The sequence below is a fragment of the Amycolatopsis sp. NBC_00348 genome (assembly GCF_036114655.1).
Classification (GTDB): domain Bacteria; phylum Actinomycetota; class Actinomycetes; order Mycobacteriales; family Pseudonocardiaceae; genus Amycolatopsis.
Map to the genome: position 1 here is coordinate 9,880,871 of NZ_CP107994.1, position 20,521 is coordinate 9,901,391.

Below are 20,521 nucleotides of genomic sequence, written 5' to 3' on the forward strand. Positions count from 1 at the left end.
ATGCTTTCGATCGCTCGCGGCGAGCTGATCCAGATCTTCCGCAACCGGCTGGTCCTGGTCACCGCCCTGCTCCTGCCGGTCGCGTTCAGCGCGTTCCTCATCAACCAGCACGAGCTGTTCACCAAGGTGGGCAGCCTCGGTTACATCGCGGCGCTGGCCCTGTTCTTCGTGGTGAGCATCGGGCTCTACACGACGTCGGTGACGACGCTCGCGTCCCGCCGCCAGAACCTCTTCCTCAAGCGCCTGCGCTCCACCGCGGCCGGTGACGTCGGCATCCTCGCCGGGCTGCTGGTGCCGATCACCGTGCTCACGCTGGTGCAGGTCACCGTGATCCTGGGGGTGCTGGCCGCGGTCACCGACCGGCCCGCCCACCCGCTCCTGCTGGTGGCGGCGGTCGTCTCGACGATCGTCATGATGCTCGCGCTGGGCCTGGCCACGGCCGGCCTGACCAACTCCCCGGAGCACGCCCAGGTCACCACGCTGCCGGTCACCGTCGGCGTCGTCGCCGTGGCCGGGTGGGTCGGCGCCACCGGCACCGAGCAGCTCACGCTGCTCAAGCGCCTGCTCCCCGGCGGCTCGGCCACCGAACTGATCCTCGACGCCTGGAACGGCGGCGTCGCACTGGGCGACTCGCTGATCCTGCTCGCGCCCACGCTGGCCTGGGTGATCGTCGCGATCGCGCTGGCCACCCGCCTCTTCCGCTGGGAGCCGCGCCGGTGACGCCGCGGGCGTCCACAGTGGACTGACTCGCCGGGGCCGGCTTCGCCTTCTCACCCGGCTGATGGGCCGGTGGCCGTCGATCGGCTTCCTCGACGACCGGAATCAGCGCCGATCGGGAGTTCCGCGGCGTTCCTGGAGTCCTATGAGGACATTCGCGGGCGCGTCTTCACGGCCGTCGAACGGGAGACCGCGTGGGCGGCCGGCTTGTGGCCCGCCGTGCACGGCGACCGCTGCGCAGCGAACCCGGCTCACCACTGTTCGTGACCCCCGGCCGGCGGAAATCTTGCCGGACCACCCGTAGCCGGGCGCCCGTGGCAAGATCGGCCGGGTGCAGATCGGGATGCTGGGACCGTTCGAGGTGCGCACGGACGACGGCGGCACCGCCGACGTGCCGGGCGCCCGGCTGCGCGGGCTGCTGATCGCCCTCGCGCTCGAACCGGGGCACGTGGTCCCGAAGACGACGCTCGTCGACTGGATCTGGGGTGAGCACCCGCCCGCGGAAGCGGCGAACGCCTTGCAGCGCCTGGTTTCCCGGCTGCGGAAAGCACTGCCGGACGGCTCGGTCGAGGGGCAGCCGGACGGCTACCGGCTGAAGGTGGACCCCGACGCCGTCGACGCCGTCCGGTTCGAGCGGCTGGTCACCCGCGCCCGCACCGAGGACGACCCGCGGCTGCTGCGCGAGGCCGTCGGGTTGTGGCGTGGCGCGGCCATGCAGGACGTCGGTCTCGCGGAGAGCGAGGCCTTCGACGCGGCCGTCACCCGGCTCGAGGCGTTGCGCCTGACCGCCGTGGAGGACCGGTTGGACGCGGAGATCGGCGCCGGCCGCGGCGCGGACCTCGTCGCGGAACTGACCGACCTGGTGGCCGCGCACCCGGTGCGCGAACGGCTCGTCGCCGCGTTGATGCGCGCCCTCGCCGCGGCCGGCCGCGACACCGAAGCCCTGCTCGTCTACCAGCGCACGCGGGAAGCCCTGGCCGACGCGCTGGGCGTCGACCCGTCACCGGAGCTGGCCGCGGTGCACGTCGCGCTGCTGCGCGGCGAGCTGGCGCGGCGGGAGGAGACCCGGCAGACGAACCTGCGCGCCGAGCTGACCAGCTTCGTCGGCAAGGACGCCGATGTGGAGACGGTCCGCGACCTCGTCGCCGCGCACCGGCTCGTCACCCTGATCGGGCCCGGTGGTTCGGGAAAGACCCGGCTGGCCACGGAAACCGCCCGCACGCTGCTCGGCGGCTTCCCGGACGGCGCCTGGGTGGTGGAACTCGCGGCCCTCGGCGCGAACGGCGATGTCGCCCAGGCGACGCTGTCGGCGCTGCGGCTGCGGGACGCGCTGCTCGCCGAGGCGACGGACGCGGAAGCGACGGACCGGGTCGTCGCCGCGGTCCGCGACCGGGACGTGCTGCTGGTCCTGGACAACTGCGAGCACGTGATCGAGTCGGCGGCGGCGTTCGCCCACCGCGTGCTCGGCGAGTGCCGCCGGCTCCGGATCCTCGCGACGAGCCGGGAACCCCTCGGCATCACCGGCGAGGCGCTCTGGCAGGTCGTGCCGCTGGTCCTGCCCGCGGCCGACGCCGGACCCGGCGAGATCGAGGCCGCGCCGGCCGTCCGGCTGCTGCGGGACCGGGCCGGCGCGGTGCGCACGGACCTCGCGACCGACGCCGCCACGGCGTCGACGCTGGCCCGCATCTGCCGGGCGCTGGACGGGATGCCGCTGGCCATCGAGCTCGCCGCGGCCCGGCTGCGCACGATGTCCCCCGGCCAGCTCGCCCACCGGCTCGACGACCGGTTCCGCCTGCTGACCGGCGGGAGCCGTACCGCACTGCCGCGGCACCGCACGCTGCGCGCGATGGTCGACTGGAGCTGGGAACTGCTGACCGGCGCCGAACGGACGGTCCTGCGCCGGCTCGCGGTGTTCTCCGGCGGGGCGAGCCTGGACGCGGCCGAGCGCGTCTGCGCCGGTGCCGCCGTCGAGGCGTGGCAGGTGTTGGAACTGCTGACCGCGTTGACGGAGAAGTCGTTGGTGGTCACGGGAAACGATGCGGCGCCGCGCTACCGGATGCTCGGCACGATCAAGGAGTACGCCGCCGAGCGGCTCGCCGAGGCGGGGGAGGCGGAGCAGGCGCGGCACGCTCACCTCGCGTACTTCACCGAGCTCGCCGAAACCGCGGAGCCGCACCTTCGCCGCGTCGAGCAGCTGGACTGGCTGGCCACGCTCGCGGCCGAGCACGACAACATCGGGGCCGCGATGCGCGGCGCGCTCGCGGCCGGCGAGGCCCAAGGCGCGATGCGGCTCGCGGCGGGCGCCGCCTGGTACTGGTGGCTCGGCGGGCACAAGGCCGAGAGCAACGAGCTGATCATGGCGGCCACCGCCGTGCCCGGCGAGGTGACCGACGACGTCCGCGCCACGGTGTACGGCTACGCCACGATGTTCCTGAGCTCCGGGCGGGGCGGGGACCAGTACCGGGCCGAGGAGTGGATCCACAAGGCGTACGCGTTCACTCAGCGCAGCCCGCGCCACCACCCGATCTGGGGCGTCGTCGGCGCGCTGGAACGGCTGCTGCAGGCGCCGGAGGAGCCCCTGCCCGCGTGGGAACCGCTGCTCGCCGACGAAGATCCGTGGGTCCGCGCCCTCGCCCGGCTGCACCTGGGCAAGATGCGGATCGAGCTCGGCCGGGAGGGGCGGGCCGCGGACGAGTACCTCGAGCTGGCGCTGGCCGAGTTCCGCGCGCTCGGCGAACGGTGGGGGATCGCGTTCGCCCTGATGGAGCTGGCGAACCGGATCGCCACCCGCGGCGAGTTCGCGCAGGCGTGCGAGCACTACGAAGCCGCGATCGCCGTCGTCACCGAGGTCGGCGCGCTCGACGACGTCGTGCCGATGCGGTCGAGGCAGGCCCAGCTGTTCTGGCTCTCGGGCGACGCGGAGGCGAGCGAAGCGGCCATGGCGGAGGCGCAGCGGCACGCGGAACGCGTCGCCTGGCCGAGCGCGCTGGCCGAGCTGGCCCTGGCGAAGGCGGAGCTCGCCCGCTGGAGCGGCGACGCCGAGCAGGCCCGCCACCAGCTCGACGCCGCGAAGGCGTTGCTGGGCGAGGCCGCCGAGCTGCCCGGCGTCCGCGCGATGACGCGGGACCTGCTGGGCTACCTCGCCGACGACGTCGCCGAGTCCCGCGACCACCGCGCCGCGGCCCTGCGCGCGGCGACCGAGGCGGGACACCCGCTGACGATCGCCCAGGTCCTCGTCGGGTTCGCGGACGTGGCCCTGCGTGAAGACCGCCCCGCGCAGGCCGTGCGGCTGCTCACGGCGAGCGCCGGCCTGCGCGGCCTGCAGGACTGTTCCCACCCGGACGTGGCCCGGCTCGAGCAGGCCGCACGAGACCGCCTCGGCGGCGAGGGGTTCGCCGAGGCGGTTCGCGAGGGCACGGAAACGGCGTGGAGCGAGCTGGTCAAGCCCTCGTGAGTGGTCAGGGCGGTTCTAACCGCCCTGACCACTCACGACCACCGGCACCGAGGTCCAGGCGAGGTGGTCACGCCCGCTTCTTGAACGTCGCCCGCGCCCAGAGGTAGCCGACCGCCGCGATCCCGGCGCACCAGGCCAGGGCCGGGATCACGTCGGCCGCCGCCGGGGCGCCGTCGAGCAGGCCGCGCAGGGTCTCGATGATCGGCGTGAACGGCTGGTACTCCGCGAACTGCCGCAGGCCCGGGCCCATCTTCTCGGCCGGGACGATCGCGCTGCTGAAGAACGGCAGCATGACCAGCGGCACGGTGGCCAGCCCGGCCGTCTCCGGGGACTTCGCCGCCAGGCCCAGCGCGACGGTGAACCAGCCGGCCGCGACCCCCAGCAGCACGACGATCCCGGCCACGCCGAGCCAGCCGAGCAGGCTCGCCGACGTGCGGAACCCCAGCAGGAACGCCACCCCGACGAGCGCGGCGATGGCGACCAGGTTCGTCAGCAGGCTGGCGACGACGTGCCCGGTCAGCACCGCGCCGCGGGAGACGTCCATGACCTTGAAGCGGTTGATGATGCCCTTCGTCATGTCGGAGTTCACCGACGTCGCGGTCGCGCCCAGGCCGTAGCAGACGGCCAGCAGCATCAGCCCCGGCGTCGCGTAGTCCACGTAGTCGACGCCGACGCTGAACGCGTCGCCGAGCATGTACACGAACATCAGCATGATCACGATCGGCATCAGCACCGCGTTGAACACCGACGTCGGGTTCCGGGCGATGTGCTTGAAGTTGCGGCGCACCATGACCTGCGTGCTCATTTCACGGTCACCTTCGTGTTGTGGCCCGTCAGGGCGAGGAAGACGTCGTCGAGGTCCGGCGTGTGGACGGAGAACCCCTCGGCACCGACCGCGTACTCGTCGAGCCGGTCGAGCAGGGCCCGCAGCGAGTGCGTCCCGCCGTCACTGGGCACCCGCAGGGCCAGGGCTTCGTCGTCGCGCGTGGCGCCGGGGAAGATCCGCGCGGCGGCGTCGAGTTCGGCGGCGGTGGTGAACCGGAGCCGGACGTGCGTGCCGGGGAGCCGGTGCTTGAGCTCGTCGGGCGTGCCCTGGGCGACGAGCTTTCCCCGGTCCAGCACCGCGATCCGGTCGGCGAGCCGATCGGCTTCCTCGAGGTACTGCGTGGTGAGGAAGATGGTGACGCCGCCGTCGACCAGCTCGCGGATGATCGTCCACATCGTCCGGCGGCTGCGCGGGTCCAGGCCGGTCGTCGGCTCGTCCAGGAAGATGATCCGCGGGTCGCCGACGAGCGTCATCGCCAGGTCCAGCTTCCGGCGCATGCCGCCGGAGTAGGCCGACGCGAGCTCGCCCGCCGAGTCCGTCAGGTCGAACCGCTCGAGCAGCTCGGGGACGACCCGGCCGTCCGCCCGCTTCAGGTCCACCATCAGCTGCAGGTTCTCCCGGCCCGTCAGCAGCTCGTCGACCGCCGCGAACTGCCCGGTGACGCCGATCTGGGCGCGCACGGCCTTGGCCGCGGTCCCGACGTCGTGCCCGCCGACGCGGACCGTCCCGCCGTCGGCCTGCATCAGCGTGGTCAGCACGTTCACCGTGGTCGTCTTGCCCGCGCCGTTCGGGCCGAGCAGGGAGAAGACCGTGCCTTCGGGGACGTCGAAGCCGACGCCGTCGAGCACGACCTTGTCCTTGAACGCCTTGCGCAGCCCGGAAACCTCGATCGCCGTCACTGGTCCGCCGCCGTCCAGGTCACCGGCAGCTCGTGGACGCCGTAGATGTTCATGTCGGTCCGCAGCTTCACCTCGCTCGCGGGGACGGCCAGTTCCAGCGTCGGGAAGCGGCGCAGCAGCGCCTCGAACCCGGCGCGCATCTCGATCCGGGCCAGCTGCTGGCCGAGGCACTGGTGGACGCCGTGACCGAAGGACAGGTGCCCGCGGGCCGTGCGGTGGACGTCCAGGACGTCGGGGTTCTCGAAGCGTTTCGGGTCGCGGTTGGCGGCCAGCAGCGAGACGACGACGGTCGAGCCCTCGGGGATGGTCTCGCCGCCGAGCTCGATGTCCTCGGTGGCGTAGCGGTAGAAGATGTCGGCGACGGACAGGTAGCGCAGCAGCTCCTCGACGGCCCCGGGCAGCAGCGCCGGGTCGGCGGCCAGCTCGGCTCGCTGCGCGGGGTGCTCCAGCAGCGCGAAAGTGCCCAGCGACAGCATGTTCGCGGTGGTTTCGTGGCCCGCGAGCAGCAGCAGGAAGGCGACGCCGGTCAGTTCTTCGATGCTGAGGTCGTCCTGGCCGGCCAGATCGGACAGGATGTCGTCACCGGGCTCGGCGCGTTTGCGCGTGACCAGCTCGGCGAGAAAGGTGTTCAGCGCGATGTAGGCGCCCATCTTCTGTTCGAGCGGCTGCTCCTTGACCATGAACTGGGCCGAGTTCGCCTGGAACTCCGCGCGGTCGGCGTAGGGGACGCCGAGCAGTTCGCAGATCACCAGCGACGGCACCGGGAGAGCGAACTCCGCGACGAGGTCGATCGGCGGCGTCAGCTTCGCCAGCACGTCCAGCTGCCGCTCGACGACGTCGACGATGTGCGCTTCGAGCTGCTTCATCCGCTTGACGGTGAAGGCCCCGGTGAGCCTTTTCCGCAGCCGGCTGTGATCCGGCGGGTCCATCGCGATGAAGACGCCGGGAAGCGGCGGAGACGGCTCGGTGGCGACGGGCATCCCGGGCGTCTCGTACGGCACGTGGAGCACACCGATGTCCTGCCGCGAGCTGAAGCGCGGATCGGCCATGAGCGCCCGGACGGCGTCGTACCCGGTGACGAGCCAGCCTTCGTGGCCGTCGGGGAAGAGCAGCGGGCTGACGGGCCGCGTCTCCCGCAGCCGGGTGATCTCACGGGGCGGGTCGAAGGGGCCGGCGTCGCGGTCCATGGGCAGGCCTGCGGTCTTGGTCATCGAAGTGCCTTTCGTGGCGGGCTGGTGAAGCCACGATCACGGCCGGAGCTGACACGCACCTGACACCGCCCTGACACGGCTGCGTCAGCCGCGTCCCCGGCCGGTCTCGGGGAGGCGGACCGTGACCAGCAGGCCGCCGTCCGCGCGGGGGGTCAGCTCCAGGTGCCCGTCGTGGGCCCGGACGATGCTGTGCACGATCGCCAGCCCGAGGCCGACGCCCGCGTGCTCGTCGGTGCGGGTGCGCTGGGTGCCGCGCTGGAACGGCTCGGTGAGCGTCGGCACCAGGTCCGCGGGCAGCACCCGGCCCGTGTTCTCGACCCGCAGCACACTCGCGTAGCGCCTCGCCTCGGTGCGGACCGTCACGGCGCCGCCGTCGGGGAGGTTGTGGACGATGGCGTTCTGCACGAGGTTCGTCAGCATCCGCAGCAACAGCTCTGCGGAGCCGACGCTCCGGGTCGGCTCGCCGGTGACGTCGAGCGTGATCCCGCGCTGTTCGGCGAGCGGAAGCAGCGTCTCGGCGGCTTCTTCGGCGATGAGCGAGAGGTCGACGGCCTCGCGGGTGAAGCTCCCGCGCTCGCCGCGGCTGAGCAGCAGGAGGGCCTCGGTGAGGTCGATCGCCCGCGCGTTGACGGCGTGGAGGCGTTCGACGAGCTCGCTCCGGTCCCGGGTGGGGTCGGTGCGGGCGACGTCGAGGAGCGTCTTCGAGATCGCCAGCGGGGTGCGCAGCTCGTGCGAGGCGTTGGCGGCGAACCGCCGCTGCTCGGCGACGTGGGCTTCGAGCTGCCCGAGCATGACGTCGACGACGTCGGCGAGGTCGCGGAACTCGTCTTTGCGGCCCTCCAGGCGGATCCGGTGCGAGAGCGAGCCCCGCGAGGCCAGCCGCGCCGCGTCCGCGATCCGGGTGAGCGGCGCGAGCATCCGGCCGGCGAGCACCCACCCGCCGACGAGCCCGACCACGACCAGGACGCCCATCGCGGTGGCCGCGGCGGGGAAGAAGACGCGCACCAGGAGGTAGCGGTTGGGGGCGACGCCGAGCAGGCCCCGGTCGTTGTCGGGGACGTAGCGCAGCAGGAACACCCACACCACGACCAGCAGGACGGCGCCGGTGAGCAGGAGGAGCCCGGCGTAGCTGAGGGTGAGCTTCAGGCGGGCGCTCGGTCCCGGACGCCTAGCCGGCACGCGCACTCAGCGGGCCGCCCACCAGCGCCGTGACGCCAACGCGGCCAGGCCCGCGCCGGCCGCGTTGAGCAGCACATCGTCCACAGAGGACACCCGGTCCAGCCGCAGGACGTACTGCGCGGTCTCGAGCAGGATCGACAGCCCCGCCGCGAGCGCCAGGACCCGCGGCACCGACGTCGCGAACCGCACCGGGACGAAGAACCCCAGCGCCGCGAACACGAGCAGGTTGCCGGCGATCTGGCCCACCGGCATCGTGAGCAGGTCGCGCGGCGGCACCAGGCTCACCCGCCCGGGCACGGTGCCGGCGTGACTGCCCGGCAGCATGATCAGCCACACCCACGGCACCGTCCCGTACCCGATGGCGACCTCGGCCAGCGCCGGCCGCCACGCCCGGCGGCGGGCCGACACCCACACGGCCAGCGCGGCCAGGGGTAGTGCGGCCACCGTGATGACGGCGACGCCCGTGAACGTCCCGGTCCAGCCGTGCCACCCGTCGAGCACACGGCCTCCGTTCGGTGTGGTCCACGCGCCCACTGAAGCCGCGGGCCCGTTGCGAGGGGGTACGCGGATTCCGATACGCCCGCGATAGGCCCGGGCTGCTAGCGCGTCTCGGCGATCGAGGCCGGGCATGCGCTCGGAAACATCCGCGTAGAGCACCTCGACGATCTCCTTCGCGAGATCGATGGTGCTGAGCGTGATCGCGCGCCGGTCCTGCGAGCGGGTCTGCTGCATGGGCCCGCGGCGCTCCATCCGGTCCACGAGGCCGCTGAGGGCGTTCTTGGCCATGCCGAGCTCCTACGCGAGCTCGGGCTGCTGGCTTTTCGCGACAACCTGTCGTAATCTTTACGACAGGTTGTCGCATCAAGGCGACGCCGCACCGACCGGAGAGGGATCCCCATGAACGCGCTCAGCGATCGTGCCGAACTCGTCGAGCTGCTCGGCCACTACGCCGACATCGCGGACCTGAAGGAGTTCACCGAGCTGCCCGGCCGCGTCTTCACCGATCCGGTGACGCTCGACTTCGGGTCGGTCGCCGACATCCCGCCGATGACCGTGCCGCTCGCCGACTACGTCGAGAACCTCCGCGGTGCCTTCGCCTTCTACACGGCGACGCACCACGCCATCACCGGCCACGTCGTCGACGTCGACGGCGACCGGGCGAAGATCCACGCGCACGTCCGGGCCGACCACTGGGTCTCGGACGAGCTAGCCGGTGGGGGACCGAACCACTGGCTGGTGGTCGGCTTCTACGACAACGAGGCGGTCCGGACGGCGGCCGGCTGGCGCCTCGATCGCGTCAAGCTCACCTCGGCGCACCAGGACAACCCGCACCTGTCGAGCGTCGCACTGGCCGCGGCGCAGGCGAGCTGACGCGCGGCGATGGGAAGATGATCCGATGCCACGGATCCGCGGAGCCAGCATCGAGGAGCACCACGAGGTGGTGTGGGCCGAGCTCGCCGCGGCGACGCGGCAGCTGCTGCTCGAACGCGACTACGACTCGATCACCATGGGCCACATCGCGGCCCGGGCGGGGCTCGCGCGCAACACCCTCTACAACTACGCCAGCGACAAGAGCGCGCTGGTCCTGGCGCTGACGCAGCGGCTGGCCCAGCCGGCGGTCGAGCGGGTGGCCGCGATCGCCGCGCGGTCCGCGGACCCGGCCGCGCAGCGGCTGCGCGAGATCGTCGTCGCCGTCCTGGACGCGTTCACCGACCAGGTCGTGCAGCTGATGTTCCGGCCGGGCGCCGGCCTGCCGTTCGCCGGGACGCCGAAGGGCCCGGACAGCCCGTTCCACGCGATCGTCGTCGCGGTGGAGAACGTCGTCCGGGCCGGCATCGAGCGTGGGGAGTTCCGCGACGTCGGTGACGTCCAGCTGGCGGTGGAGCTGCTGTCCGGGGTCATGCGCTCGGGCGCCGAACGCATCGGCCGGGACCCGGCCGCCTTCGCGGCCACCGACCGCGCGGCGCGGGAGATCATCCTCGCGTCGCTGGCCCGCCGCCCGGATCAGGGCGACGGCGGCTGACGGGCCCCGTCAGCCGCCGTCCCGCTCAGCAGGGGCCGGCCACGCCGTCGAAGGAGGCGCAGTCGTCCTGGTCCCACGGCGTCGACTGCCACTGCTGCGCGGTGAGCGTGCGCGAGGTGTCGCCGGCGACGAAGCTCCACGGGCCGTAGTAGGCGTTGCTGAACCAGTAGTTGCCCTGGTCGTGCGTGATCGCGTCCTGCACGACGGTGCCGCGGTAGGGCGACCAGTCCGGGTAGGTGCCGTAGTTGGCCAGCAGCGCCATCCGGCCGCACAGCGCGCTGGTGCAGCCGATGTGGGCGGGGTCGATCCGGAACGTGTTGTCGTGCACCTCGACCAGCTGCGTCTTCCACCGGCAGTCGTCGTAGAGCGGCCGGGTGGCGATCGCCGGGGCCGCGCACGACGTCCGGTCGGGGACCAGCTTGGTGCAGGTGTTGCTGGAGGTGTTGGCGGGGCTGTTGCAGAACCGGTCGGCGTTCTCCCACGCGGTGATCCCGGACCAGTTGTCCTCGAAGGTGTTGTCGTAGATGTCGATCAGGTGGGTCCGGGCCGGCACCCGGCGGTCGCCGCCCGACTCCGAGATGTACACGCTGGCCACCGGGAAGTTGTCGCCGCGATCGGCTTTGTACTTGCCGGAAACGAGGGCGTTGCGCCGCAGGGTGTTGTCGCGGAAGACGAGGTTGTAGCTGATCTCGTAGAACAGGCCTTCGGCCTCGTTGCCCTCGATGAGGTTGTGTTCGATGAGGAAGTCGTTGTTGTTGGTGTCGGCCCACAGGCCGGCGCCGTGGTTGTCGTGGACCCAGTTTCCGCGGATGTCGGCCCGGTTGACGGACCAGAACTTGATCCCGCCGCTGCACCCGCAGCCGGGAACGCGGGTTTCCCAGTCGTCGGTGTTGTTCCCGGCGATTTCATTGCCTTCGACGACTAGTCCGGTGATCGTGTTGTCCGAGCGGTAGGCGTTCATGCCGTACTGCCCGTTGTTCCGCAGGCAACTGTGCCGCACCACTTGCCGCGCGCCGGCCATCAACCCGGCGCCGGCGTTGTTCTGCAGCGTGGAGTTTTCGATGGTCCAGTGTTCCCCGGAATCGTGGTTGACGACGCCCTGGTCCTGCGGCGGGACGAAGTTCTGCACGGTCAGGCCGCGGATGACGACGTCCTTGGCCTGCTGGGTGAACGCGGCCAGGTTGATCCGCTGCCCGTCGAGCACCGCGCCGGGCGCGCCGAGGTAGACGTCCCCGTCTTTCGGGATGACCTGGCCGAACGGATCCGACGCGAGCGTGTGCGTTCCCGGCGCGAGCCAGAAAGTGGTGCCGGCCGGCGAATCCTGCGTTTTGTGGTACAGGTCGGCGGAAACGGCGGGGTCGATTACCACGGCCCCGGCGGGCGCGGTGGTGTTGGCGACCGGCTGGTGGTCGCACACCGGCCCCGGCGTCGGCGACTTCGCCGCGGTGGCGGCGGTGGGGGGAATCAACAGGACGGCCAGTACTGCGGCAGCTAAAACGGGACCGATGCGGGACATGCGGACGAATCTACGGAGTGTGCCCGGAAATGAGCATAGACCACCCGTGTTGACTTCGCCGCTTTCGAGTGTACGTAGTGACGGAATTCGGCGTGATCAATTCACGTCCATTAGGCAAGGGCAGGTGAAATGCCGGGGTAATCGCCCGGAATTTCCTCGGTGGGCGGGTTGCCGGACTCCCGTGTGGGGAAAAATGCGGTGGCGGCGCGCGTCCGGGAACTTCCCCGAAGAAATCCTGGCGGGGTTGTCGGATCGGGCCGGTGGTGTTCGTGGCAGGGGTGAGGCCGCCCACGAGGGGCGGCGCCGAGGTGAGGAACCACCACCATGAAGCTGACGACCATCACCCAGATCACCCTCGACGGCGTGGTGCAGGGCAACGGCGGTGCGTCGGACGAGGACCGCCGCAACGGGTTCGAGCGCGGCGGGTGGGCCCTGGGCGCGGGTGACGACGAGACCCGGGCGTTCATCACGCGGACCTACCAGCGCGCCGGGGCGTTCCTGTTCGGCCGCCGGACCTACGAGCTGTTCGCCGGCTCCTGGGGAGCGGTCGACGGGATGCGCGCCCACCCCGTCGGCGTGGCGTTGAGCGAGGCCCCCAAGTACGTCGCCTCGGCCACGCTCACCGCGCCGGGCTGGGCGGACACGACCGTGCTCGACGGTGACCTGGAGGCGGCCGTCCGCGAGCTGAAGGCCAAGCCGGGCGACGACCTGCAGGTGCACGGCAGCGGCACCCTGGTCCGGTGGCTGCTGGCGCACGACCTGGTCGACGAGCTGACGCTGATCGTCGTGCCCGTGGTCGTCGGCCAGGGCACGCGGTTGTTCCCGGAGACCGGTCCGGACCTCGCGCTCGAAGTGGTCGAGTCGCGAGTGGACTCGAACGGCGTGACGATCCAGGTCCTGCGGCCGGCCGGGCGCCCGCGGTACGCCACCGGCTCGAAGGCCTGACCGCCGGACCACACTGTCTCGACCCCGCAGGAGAGGAGCTTCGGATGCAGTACCTGGTTTCCGTCATCGACGACAAGGACGATCCCGGCCGCACGGATCGGCAGCCCGCCATCAGCGCGTTCAACGAACGCCTGATCGCCGAGGGCTACTGGGTCTTCGCGGGCGGGCTCGCGGACACCGACACGGCCACCGTCGTCGACAGCCGCGGCGAGCAGGCGGTGTTCAGCGACGGCCCGTTCGTGGAGTCGAAGGAGTACCTCGCCGGCGTCTGGGTGTGGGAGGCCCCCGACCTGGACGTGGCGCTCAAGCTCGCCACGGAGGCGTCGAAGGCGTGTGACCGCAAGATCGAGGTGCGGCCGTTCCGATGAGCGACGTCGAGGAGGCGATCACCCGGGTGCACCACGCGGAGTGGGCCCGGGTGGTCGCCGCGCTGACCAGGCGTTTCGGTGACCTCGACGTCGCCGAGGAGGCCGCGGCCGAGGCGTTCGCGACCGCCGTCGAGCGGTGGCCGGCCGACGGCGTGCCGCCCAACCCCGGCGCCTGGCTGACCACCACCGCCCAGCGCAAGGCCATCGACCGGATCCGGCGCGAGAACAAGCGCGACGACAAGCACAAGGAGGCCCAGAAGGAGGTACAGATGATGTCCGACGACGCCTCACCCGAGCCTCTCGGTGCCATCGACGACGACCGGCTCCGGCTGATCTTCACCTGCTGCCACCCGGCGCTGGCGATGGAGACCCGGATGGCGCTGACGCTGCGGATGGTCGGCGGCCTGACCATGCCGGAGATCGCCCGCGCCTTCCTGGTGGCCGAGACCACCATGGGGCAGCGGATCACCCGCGCGAAGGCCAAGATCAAAGCGGCCCGCATCCCCTACCGGGTGCCCGCGGCCGAGGACCTCCCGGCCCGCGTCTCCGGCGTGCTCGCCGTCCTGTTCCTCGTCTTCAACGAGGGCTACCTGGCCACCGGCCCGGACACCGATCCGGTGCGGCACGACCTGACGGCCGAGGCGATCCGGCTCGCCCGGCTGATCCGCGCGCTCCTGCCGGCCGACGGCGAGGTGGCCGGCCTGCTGGCGCTGATGCTGCTCACCGAGGCCCGCCGCCCTGCCCGCGTCTCGGCGAGCGGCGAGCTGGTCGCGCTCGCCGAGCAGGACCGCGGGGCCTGGGACGCGGTGCTGATCGCCGAGGGGCACGGGCTGGTGCGCGAACGCCTCGCCGCGGCCGCCGCCGGGGTGGCTCCGGGTCGCTACCAGATCCTCGCCGCGATCAACGCCGTGCACACCTCCGCCCGCGACATGCGCGACACCGACTGGTCGCAGGTCCTGGCCCTCTACGACCGGCTCGTCCGGCTCGATCCGTCGCCGATCGTCGCCCTCAACCGGGCCATCGCCGTCGCCGAGCTGGACGGCCCGGAGGTGGCTCTCGCGGCCGTCGACCGCCTGGCGGACAAGCTGGCCGGCTACCACGCCTTCCACGTGACCCGCGCCGACCTGCTGCGCCGGCTGGGCCGCGGCGGGCCGGCGCGCGAGGCGTACGACAGGGCCATCGGGCTGGCGGGCAACACCGCCGAGACCGCCTACCTGACCCGCCGCCGCGACCAGCTGGGATAGCCCGGATCCGGCCCGGTACGCTGCCGCGGCCGAGCACACGGACCGACGGGGGACGACGAGCCATGGACATCGCTTCCGACGTCGGCCGGGTCCGCGTCCACGAGCCTGTGCCCTTCGTGCCGTCGGGGGCCGAACCGCTGTTCCCCGGGTACGTCCGGCAGCTGACGAACGCGACCACCGTCCGCATGGGGCTCAGCGGCGCGCTCCTGCTCTTCGGCGTCCTGCTCGCGCTGCTCGAACGGCCGGGGAGCGCCCTGCCGTACTACTACTTCGCCGTCTTCGGCGGCTCGCTGGCGCTGTGGAGCTACGTCCTGAGCGTCTACCAGCGGGTCCGGCGCCTGTTCGGGGAGCCCTACCACCGGCTCGACGTCGCCCCGGACGGGTTGCTCGCGAAGGGATCGCGGGTGTTCGTGCGGCTGCCGGACGGGCGGTGGCTGCGGTCCCGGCTGCCCGGCGGGGCGCGGGTGCAGCTGGCCGGCGAGCGACGGCTGTGGGTGCTCGGCGGCGGCCGGCGGGTGTTCGTCCGCCTGCCGGGCGCGATGTGGTTGCGGGCCGGGCGGATCGAAGACACCGCGACATCCGGGGCGACGCCCGTGGAGCCCGTCTCACGCCACCCGATGCCGCCGCGGCACGATCCGGTGCTGGCCGCGCACCGGGCGGCCAGGATCCGGCGGACGGTCGTCTCCGCGAGCACGTTCCTGGTGCTGGGCGCGGCGGGTTTCGTCGCCGTGGCGACCGTGCGGTTCGACCCCGACGGCATCACCGGCCCGGCCGCGCTGGGCGGCATCGCCGGCGGCAGCGCGGTGCTGGTGCTGCTGGGGTTGCTGATGGTCGCCGGTGTCCTGCGGATCCGCCGGCCGATCACCGAGGACGTCTGGGTGGAGCTGCGGGTCGCGCTCGACACGCCGTTCGCGCCGCGCGTCCGCGGCGTGGCCAAGCTGACCGGCTGGGCGCTGCACCCGGACGGCCGGCAGACGCGGTTCCGCCTGTTCGCCGACACCTCACTGGCCGCGAACGTGGCGATGACCGGGCAGCTGTGGTTGCTGGGCTACCCGCAGCCGGCCAAGCCGGCGACGGCCGGCGTGCCGGGCTACCCCTGCGCGGGCAGCTTCCGGATCGGCTGAGCCGCACCCGAGTGCGGTGCGCACGACGGTGGCCGCGCAGGCTAGTTTGCCAGGATGAGTCTCCTCGATGACGTGGCCGAGCGCGACGGCTGGCGGTGCTGGGTGTGCGACGAGCCGGTCGACCCCGACATGTCGGTGAACGACCCGCGGGGACCCAGCGTCGACAGCCGGACCGCCGACCGCAAGGCCAAGATCGCCGAGCGGCTCGCGCACCGCGGGTGCAACACCCGCAAGGGCGCGGTCAAGGTGGTCATCGCCTGGCCGGATCGCTTGCACGTGGCCGAGCCCGCGCCGCTGATCACCGTGGCGGGGCGGCTGGAGCGCAAGGGCGGCCGCGAGATGGTGGGCCGCTGCCCGACGAAACAGGACGCCCAGGAAGCGGCGGACTGGCTCGTGGACCGGTTTTCCCGGCTGGTGCCGGACCTGCCGGTGACGGCGAACATCGAGCCGGGCGGCGGTCAGTTCCTCGTCATCCTGGCCACCGGCCGCCGTCGCTGACCGGGAGTCCCTTTCCCGTCGACGCTAGTCCGTGCCGCGCGGTGCCAGCCGCTCGGTGATCCGGTCGAACAGCTCGGTCAGCGGCTCGCTGGCGTACCGGCCGAACTCGCTCAGCCCGTAGGTGACCTGCGGTGGCGTCGTCGGCTCGACCTTCCGCCAGACCAGGCCGTCCTGGACCAGGGTGCGCAGGGTCTGGGAAAGCATCTTCTCGCTGATGCCCTGGATGCTCTCGCGCAGCTCGTAGAACCGAAGGTCGTTGCTGCGCAAGCAGATCAGCACCCAGATGCCCCACCTGCTGGTGACGTGGTCGACCACGTCACGCGCCAGGCAGTCGGTGTGAAACACCTCATACCGCTTGCCCGCCTCGGCGGGGGTGAGCTGCGCGCCTCCGGTCATGTCCGGAGCTTACCTCCAGGTATGTCCTTACCAAAAGTTAGCCCGGCTCCTAGCGTTCGGCCGTAGAAGACGTCGAACCGAGGAGCTGAAGATGATCGTGGTGACCGGAGCCACCGGGAACGTGGGCAAGCCGCTGACGCGGGCGCTGAGCGAGGCGGGCGAGCAGGTGACGGCGGTGTCGCGGCACGCGGCGCCGGCGCCGGCCGGTGGCCGGCACGTGGTGGCCGACCTGGCCGAGCCGGCCGGCCTCGAGCCCGCGCTGGCCGGGGCGAAGGCGTTGTTCCTGCTGCTGTCCGGCGACCTGCACGCCACCGGAGCGAGCCCTGCCGACGTCATCCACCAGGCCGTGGCCGGTGGGGTCCGGCGGATCGTCCTGCTCTCCTCGCTGGGCGTGGCGACCAGGCCGTTCGGCGCGACGCGGATCGCGTTGCGCGCGGTGGAGGACGTGCTGCGGGAGTCCGATGTGGACTGGACTGTGCTGCGGCCGGGCGGGTTCGCCTCGAACGCCTTGTGGTGGGCCGAGTCCGTCCGCGAGCGACGGGTCGTCGCCGCGCCCTTCGGTGACGTCGGGGTGCCGATCATCGACCCCGCGGACATCGCCGAGGTCGCGGCGGCCTGCCTGCTGGACGACCGGCACACCGGCGGCGTGTACGCGCTGACCGGCCCGGAGGTGATCACACCGCGGGGGCAGGCGGACGCCATCGCCACCGCGTTGGGCTCACCGGTGCGGTTCCACGAGCTGACCCGGGCGGAGGCGAAGGCCGGGATGGCCCGGAGCATGCCGGCGGAGCTCGCCGACGACACGCTGGACATCCTCGGTGCCCCGAACCCGGACGAGCTGCGCGTCAGCCCGGACGTCCAGCGGGTCCTCGGTCGCGCCCCGCGCCCGTTCGCCGGCTGGGCCGCGCGCAACGTCGCCGCGTTCCGCTGAGTTCCCGCCCGTGGTGCCGCCCTTTGTGCTGCCCCTTGGACGGGCTGCCACACCGGCCGATCCGGTGATGCTTTCCGGTGCGAAGCCCTGTCCACCAGGAACGGCGAAAGGTCTCACCATGCGCGGATTCAGCCGAGTGATAATGGCGCTTGCCGGGGCGCTGGCGTTGACGGCCGGTGTCACCCTCCCGGCGAGCGCCACCGACAGCCGCCCCATCCACAGCTTGGCCGTGTCGCCCGCCAAGTGCGTCGGCCTGGCCGACAACGGCAGCGCCGCCAACGGGACGCGGCTGGTCCTGTGGGACTGCCACCTCAACCCCGACCAGTACTGGTTCTGGGGCGGTAACCCGTTGTTGCGCAGCACGCCGTCCGGCAAGTGCGTCGGCCTGGCGAACAACGGCAGCACGGCGAACGGGACCGAGCTGGTTTTGTGGGACTGCCACGGAAATCCCGACCAGCAGTGGAGCTGGGTCGACGTGCCGGCCGGCGGGTGGGCGTTGAAGAACACGCCCTCCGGCAAGTGCGTCGGCCTGGCCGACAACGGCAGCACCGCGAACGGGACCCGGCTGGTGCTGTGGGACTGCCACTACCACGTAGACCAGAGGTGGAACTGACGCAGCCGCCGGCCGCTCCCGTTGCCGTGAGTGGAAAACTGCTGCCCGGGCAGTGGTTTCCCGCACGAGCGAGGGGAGCGGACGGAGTGGCACGTCTACATGTCGGCTGCGCGATGTGGACCCACAAGGCGTGGCCCGGCCGGTTCGTCCCGCAGGCGCTGCCGGCCGGCGAGCGCCTGCGGGCCTACGCCGGCTGGTGCAACGCGGTCGAAGGCAACACGACCTTCTACGCGACGCCCGCCCGCAACACCGTCGCGACGTGGGCGGAGCAGACCGATCCCGGCTTCCGGTTCGTGCTCAAGCTGCCCAAGGTCGTCACGCACGAGCGCCGGTTCGCCGGCGTCGAGGCCGAGATGCGGGCGTTCCTGGACGCGATCGAACCCCTCGGCGACCGGGTGGTCCTGTGGACCCAGCTGCCGGGCTCGTTCGGCCCCGCGGACGTCGACGCCCTGGTCCGCTTCCTGCGCCGGCTCCCCGCCGACCGCCGGCGCGCGGTGGAGGTGCGCCACCCCGGGTTCTTCACCGACGCCGCCTCGACGTCGCTGTTGGAGGGGGCGCTGGCCGCCGCGGACGCCGAGTGGGTGCCGTTCGACACGACGGTCTTCTTCGGGACCCCGCCGACCAGCGAGGCCGAGCAGGAAGCCTGGACGAAGAAGCCGCGGCTGCCACGGCGGACGCGCGCCCTGACCGACCAGCCGGTGGTCCGCTACCTGGGCCGCGACTCGGTCGAGGAGACGGTCGAAGGTTGGCGGTCGTGGGCCGAGGTGGTCGCCGGCTGGCTGCGCGAAGGCCGGTCACCGACGGTCTTCCTGCACACCCCCGACAACAACGACGCACCGGCACTGGCCCGCCACTTCCACGACGACGTCCGAGCACTGGTGCCCACCCTCGAACCACTGCCCGAGCCGGAGCCGATCGAGCCCGCGACCCTGTTCTGAGGGACGTCGCCGCGCACCGATTAGATTCTCGCGCCGCGCCCGTCTATACGTGTGAGATCGACTCACAGGAGGCTGGCTTGACCCGGAAACTGATCTTCGGCATGAACGTGACGGTGGACGGCTACGTCGCCGCGCCCGGCGACGACCTCGGCTGGAGCGGGCCGCCGAGCGACGAGATGTTCCAGTGGTGGCTCGACCAGGAGCTGGCGGGCACGCTGTCGCTGTACGGGCGCGGGCTGTGGGAAGCGATGAGCTCCCACTGGCCGACCGGCGACCAGCAGCCCGGCGTCACCCCGGCGCAGGCCGAGTTCGCGCGGAACTGGCGGGACACGCCGAAGGTGGTGTTCTCCTCGACGATCGACGAGGTCGGCTGGAACACCCGCCTGGTCACCGGCGACGCCGTCGCCGAGATCACCCGGCTCAAGGCCGGGGACGGCGGCCCGATGCGGGTCGGCGGGGCGACGCTGGCCGGGGCGGCCGTGCGGGCCGGGCTGGTCGACGCCTACGAGATCGTCACCCACCCGGTCCTGGTGGGCGGCGGCACGCCGTTGTTCACGGCGCTGGACAGCTGGGTGAACCTGAACCTCGTGGAGACGCGGACGTTCCCCGGCGGCGTGGTGCTGACCCGGTACGAGACGAGGCGCTGAGGGTCGGGGGCAGGCCCAGCCAGGGCTTGCCGGTGACGTCGAAGCCGGTGAGCTCGGCGATCTTCCCGTCGACGATGTGCAGGACCGCGATGTTCAGCAACCGGTACTCCGGGTCGTCGGGGGTGCGGCGGTACAGCACGGCGGCGGGCATGCGGTTGACCGTCGTGGCGACGCAGCGCCAGTCGTGGCCGGGAAGGAAGAGCCCACCGGCGACCCAGCCGTCCACCGCGTCCCCGGCCCCCACGGTCACGGTGCCCGGATCCGGCAGCATCGCGAAGCGCAGGTCGTCGCGCAGCAGGGCCGTCAGCGCGTCGACGTCGTCGCGCTCGTGGGCGTCGATGTAGGCCTTCACCACGCCGCGCTCGTCGTCCGACAGCTCGTGGGTGGCGGGGTTCCGCCAGTCGAGGCGGCGGCCGGGCAGCTGCTCGCGCATGGTCACGCGCGCCCGTTGCAGCGCGCTGGTCACCGACGCGACGGTCAGCTCGAGGGCGTCGGCGGCCGTCGACGCCGGCCAGCCGAGGACGTCGCGCAGGATGAGCACCGCCCGCTGCCGCGGTGGCAGGTGCTGGACGGCGACGATGAACGCCAGCTCGATCGTCTCCCGCGCCACCACCGATTCCTGCGGGTCCGCGGGGAGCATCCGGTCGGGGTAGGGCTGCAGGTACGGCACCTCGGAGCCGGGGTCCGGCAGCTCCGACGCCACGAGCGTGCGCTTGTCCAGGAAGTCGAGGCAGACGTTCGTCGCGATCCGGTACAGCCAGGTCCGCGGCGCCGCGTGGCCCTTGAACGTCTCCCGCTTGTGCCACGCCCGCAGGAACGTCTCCTGCGTCATGTCCTGGGCGTCCTCGTAGTTCGCGAGCATCCGGTAGCAGTGCACCTGCAGCTCACGCCGGTGGCGTTCGGTGACGACCGCGAACCGCGCCGTGTCGCCGGAGCGGACCGCCGCGATGAACGTGGCCTCGTCGGCGTCCGGCGGCCCGGCGTCGGTCATG

The 20,521-nt window shown here is 72.2% G+C and carries 21 protein-coding genes; 13 read left to right on the top strand and 8 right to left on the bottom strand.

What is annotated here, in order from left to right:
- Complete coding sequence (locus tag OHS58_RS44705; protein WP_247061517.1) at positions 1-720, top strand: ABC transporter permease; 720 nt, start codon at positions 1-3, stop codon at positions 718-720.
- Between the two features lie 328 nt (positions 721-1,048).
- On the top strand, positions 1,049-4,171 hold the full coding sequence (locus OHS58_RS44710) for a BTAD domain-containing putative transcriptional regulator (protein WP_328646294.1): 3,123 nt from the start codon (positions 1,049-1,051) through the stop codon (positions 4,169-4,171).
- Positions 4,172-4,238: 67 nt separating this feature from the next.
- Here OHS58_RS44710 and OHS58_RS44715 read toward each other — a convergent pair whose 3' ends face one another.
- The 5 genes from OHS58_RS44715 to OHS58_RS44735 form a co-directional block, all read right to left on the bottom strand.
- Positions 4,239-4,976 carry an ABC transporter permease gene (locus OHS58_RS44715; RefSeq protein ID WP_328646295.1) on the bottom strand — a complete coding sequence of 246 codons (738 nt, stop codon included), beginning with the start codon at positions 4,974-4,976 and terminating at the stop codon, positions 4,239-4,241.
- A complete protein-coding gene (locus OHS58_RS44720; RefSeq protein ID WP_328646296.1) occupies positions 4,973-5,896 on the bottom strand; it encodes an ATP-binding cassette domain-containing protein in 924 nt (307 codons plus the stop codon). Before OHS58_RS44720 ends, OHS58_RS44715 begins: the two co-directional genes overlap by 4 nt.
- Complete coding sequence (locus OHS58_RS44725; RefSeq protein ID WP_328646297.1) at positions 5,893-7,107, bottom strand: cytochrome P450; 1,215 nt, start codon at positions 7,105-7,107, stop codon at positions 5,893-5,895. The genes OHS58_RS44720 and OHS58_RS44725 overlap by 4 nt, the downstream gene beginning before the upstream one ends.
- 84 nt (positions 7,108-7,191) lie before the next feature.
- Complete coding sequence (locus OHS58_RS44730; protein ID WP_328646298.1) at positions 7,192-8,286, bottom strand: sensor histidine kinase; 1,095 nt, start codon at positions 8,284-8,286, stop codon at positions 7,192-7,194.
- 6 nt (positions 8,287-8,292) lie between these two features.
- Positions 8,293-9,072, bottom strand: a complete 780-nt coding sequence (locus OHS58_RS44735) for a VanZ family protein (RefSeq protein WP_328646299.1) — start codon at positions 9,070-9,072, stop codon at positions 8,293-8,295.
- Positions 9,073-9,183: 111 nt separating this feature from the next.
- On the opposite strand from OHS58_RS44735, the gene OHS58_RS44740 reads away from it, so the two are divergent.
- Together OHS58_RS44740 and OHS58_RS44745 are read left to right on the top strand one after the other, a co-directional pair.
- Positions 9,184-9,657 (top strand): nuclear transport factor 2 family protein, encoded by a 474-nt coding sequence (locus OHS58_RS44740; RefSeq protein ID WP_328646300.1) that lies wholly within the window; start codon positions 9,184-9,186, stop codon positions 9,655-9,657.
- A gap of 25 nt (positions 9,658-9,682) precedes the next feature.
- A complete protein-coding gene (locus OHS58_RS44745) occupies positions 9,683-10,309 on the top strand; it encodes a TetR/AcrR family transcriptional regulator (protein WP_328646301.1) in 627 nt (208 codons plus the stop codon).
- A 25-nt stretch (positions 10,310-10,334) separates the two neighbouring features.
- Here the strand turns inward: OHS58_RS44745 and OHS58_RS44750 are convergent, their stop codons facing one another.
- Positions 10,335-11,825 carry a right-handed parallel beta-helix repeat-containing protein gene (locus OHS58_RS44750; protein ID WP_328646302.1) on the bottom strand — a complete coding sequence of 497 codons (1,491 nt, stop codon included), beginning with the start codon at positions 11,823-11,825 and terminating at the stop codon, positions 10,335-10,337.
- Between the two features lie 324 nt (positions 11,826-12,149).
- On the opposite strand from OHS58_RS44750, the gene OHS58_RS44755 reads away from it, so the two are divergent.
- The 5 genes from OHS58_RS44755 to OHS58_RS44775 all read left to right on the top strand — a co-directional run bounded on the left by OHS58_RS44755 (position 12,150) and on the right by OHS58_RS44775 (position 16,004).
- Positions 12,150-12,770 carry a dihydrofolate reductase family protein gene (locus OHS58_RS44755; protein ID WP_328646303.1) on the top strand — a complete coding sequence of 207 codons (621 nt, stop codon included), beginning with the start codon at positions 12,150-12,152 and terminating at the stop codon, positions 12,768-12,770.
- Positions 12,771-12,814: 44 nt separating this feature from the next.
- A complete protein-coding gene (locus tag OHS58_RS44760) occupies positions 12,815-13,138 on the top strand; it encodes a YciI family protein (protein WP_326946623.1) in 324 nt (107 codons plus the stop codon).
- Positions 13,135-14,382: an RNA polymerase sigma factor gene (locus OHS58_RS44765; protein WP_328646304.1), complete on the top strand. Its 1,248-nt coding sequence runs from the start codon at positions 13,135-13,137 to the stop codon at positions 14,380-14,382. Before OHS58_RS44760 ends, OHS58_RS44765 begins: the two co-directional genes overlap by 4 nt.
- 62 nt (positions 14,383-14,444) lie before the next feature.
- Positions 14,445-15,506: a hypothetical protein gene (locus tag OHS58_RS44770; protein ID WP_328646305.1), complete on the top strand. Its 1,062-nt coding sequence runs from the start codon at positions 14,445-14,447 to the stop codon at positions 15,504-15,506.
- A 54-nt stretch (positions 15,507-15,560) separates the two neighbouring features.
- Positions 15,561-16,004 carry a hypothetical protein gene (locus tag OHS58_RS44775; protein ID WP_326955613.1) on the top strand — a complete coding sequence of 148 codons (444 nt, stop codon included), beginning with the start codon at positions 15,561-15,563 and terminating at the stop codon, positions 16,002-16,004.
- Positions 16,005-16,028: 24 nt separating this feature from the next.
- Here OHS58_RS44775 and OHS58_RS44780 read toward each other — a convergent pair whose 3' ends face one another.
- Entirely contained in the window at positions 16,029-16,400 is a 372-nt protein-coding gene (locus OHS58_RS44780; RefSeq protein ID WP_326946626.1) for a winged helix-turn-helix transcriptional regulator, read from the bottom strand.
- A gap of 91 nt (positions 16,401-16,491) precedes the next feature.
- Between OHS58_RS44780 and OHS58_RS44785 the strand changes: the two genes are divergently transcribed.
- From OHS58_RS44785 to OHS58_RS44800, 4 genes are all read left to right on the top strand, one after another.
- Positions 16,492-17,331: an SDR family oxidoreductase gene (locus OHS58_RS44785; protein WP_328646306.1), complete on the top strand. Its 840-nt coding sequence runs from the start codon at positions 16,492-16,494 to the stop codon at positions 17,329-17,331.
- 142 nt (positions 17,332-17,473) lie between these two features.
- Positions 17,474-17,944: an RICIN domain-containing protein gene (locus OHS58_RS44790; RefSeq protein ID WP_328646307.1), complete on the top strand. Its 471-nt coding sequence runs from the start codon at positions 17,474-17,476 to the stop codon at positions 17,942-17,944.
- A 113-nt stretch (positions 17,945-18,057) separates the two neighbouring features.
- Complete coding sequence (locus tag OHS58_RS44795; RefSeq protein WP_328649962.1) at positions 18,058-18,882, top strand: DUF72 domain-containing protein; 825 nt, start codon at positions 18,058-18,060, stop codon at positions 18,880-18,882.
- Between the two features lie 101 nt (positions 18,883-18,983).
- Positions 18,984-19,529: a dihydrofolate reductase family protein gene (locus OHS58_RS44800; RefSeq protein ID WP_328649963.1), complete on the top strand. Its 546-nt coding sequence runs from the start codon at positions 18,984-18,986 to the stop codon at positions 19,527-19,529.
- On the opposite strand, the gene OHS58_RS44805 is transcribed toward OHS58_RS44800, so the two are convergent.
- Positions 19,435-20,520 carry an RNA polymerase subunit sigma-70 gene (locus OHS58_RS44805; protein WP_328646308.1) on the bottom strand — a complete coding sequence of 362 codons (1,086 nt, stop codon included), beginning with the start codon at positions 20,518-20,520 and terminating at the stop codon, positions 19,435-19,437. The genes OHS58_RS44800 and OHS58_RS44805 overlap by 95 nt on opposite strands.
- Position 20,521 lies beyond the last annotated feature (1 nt).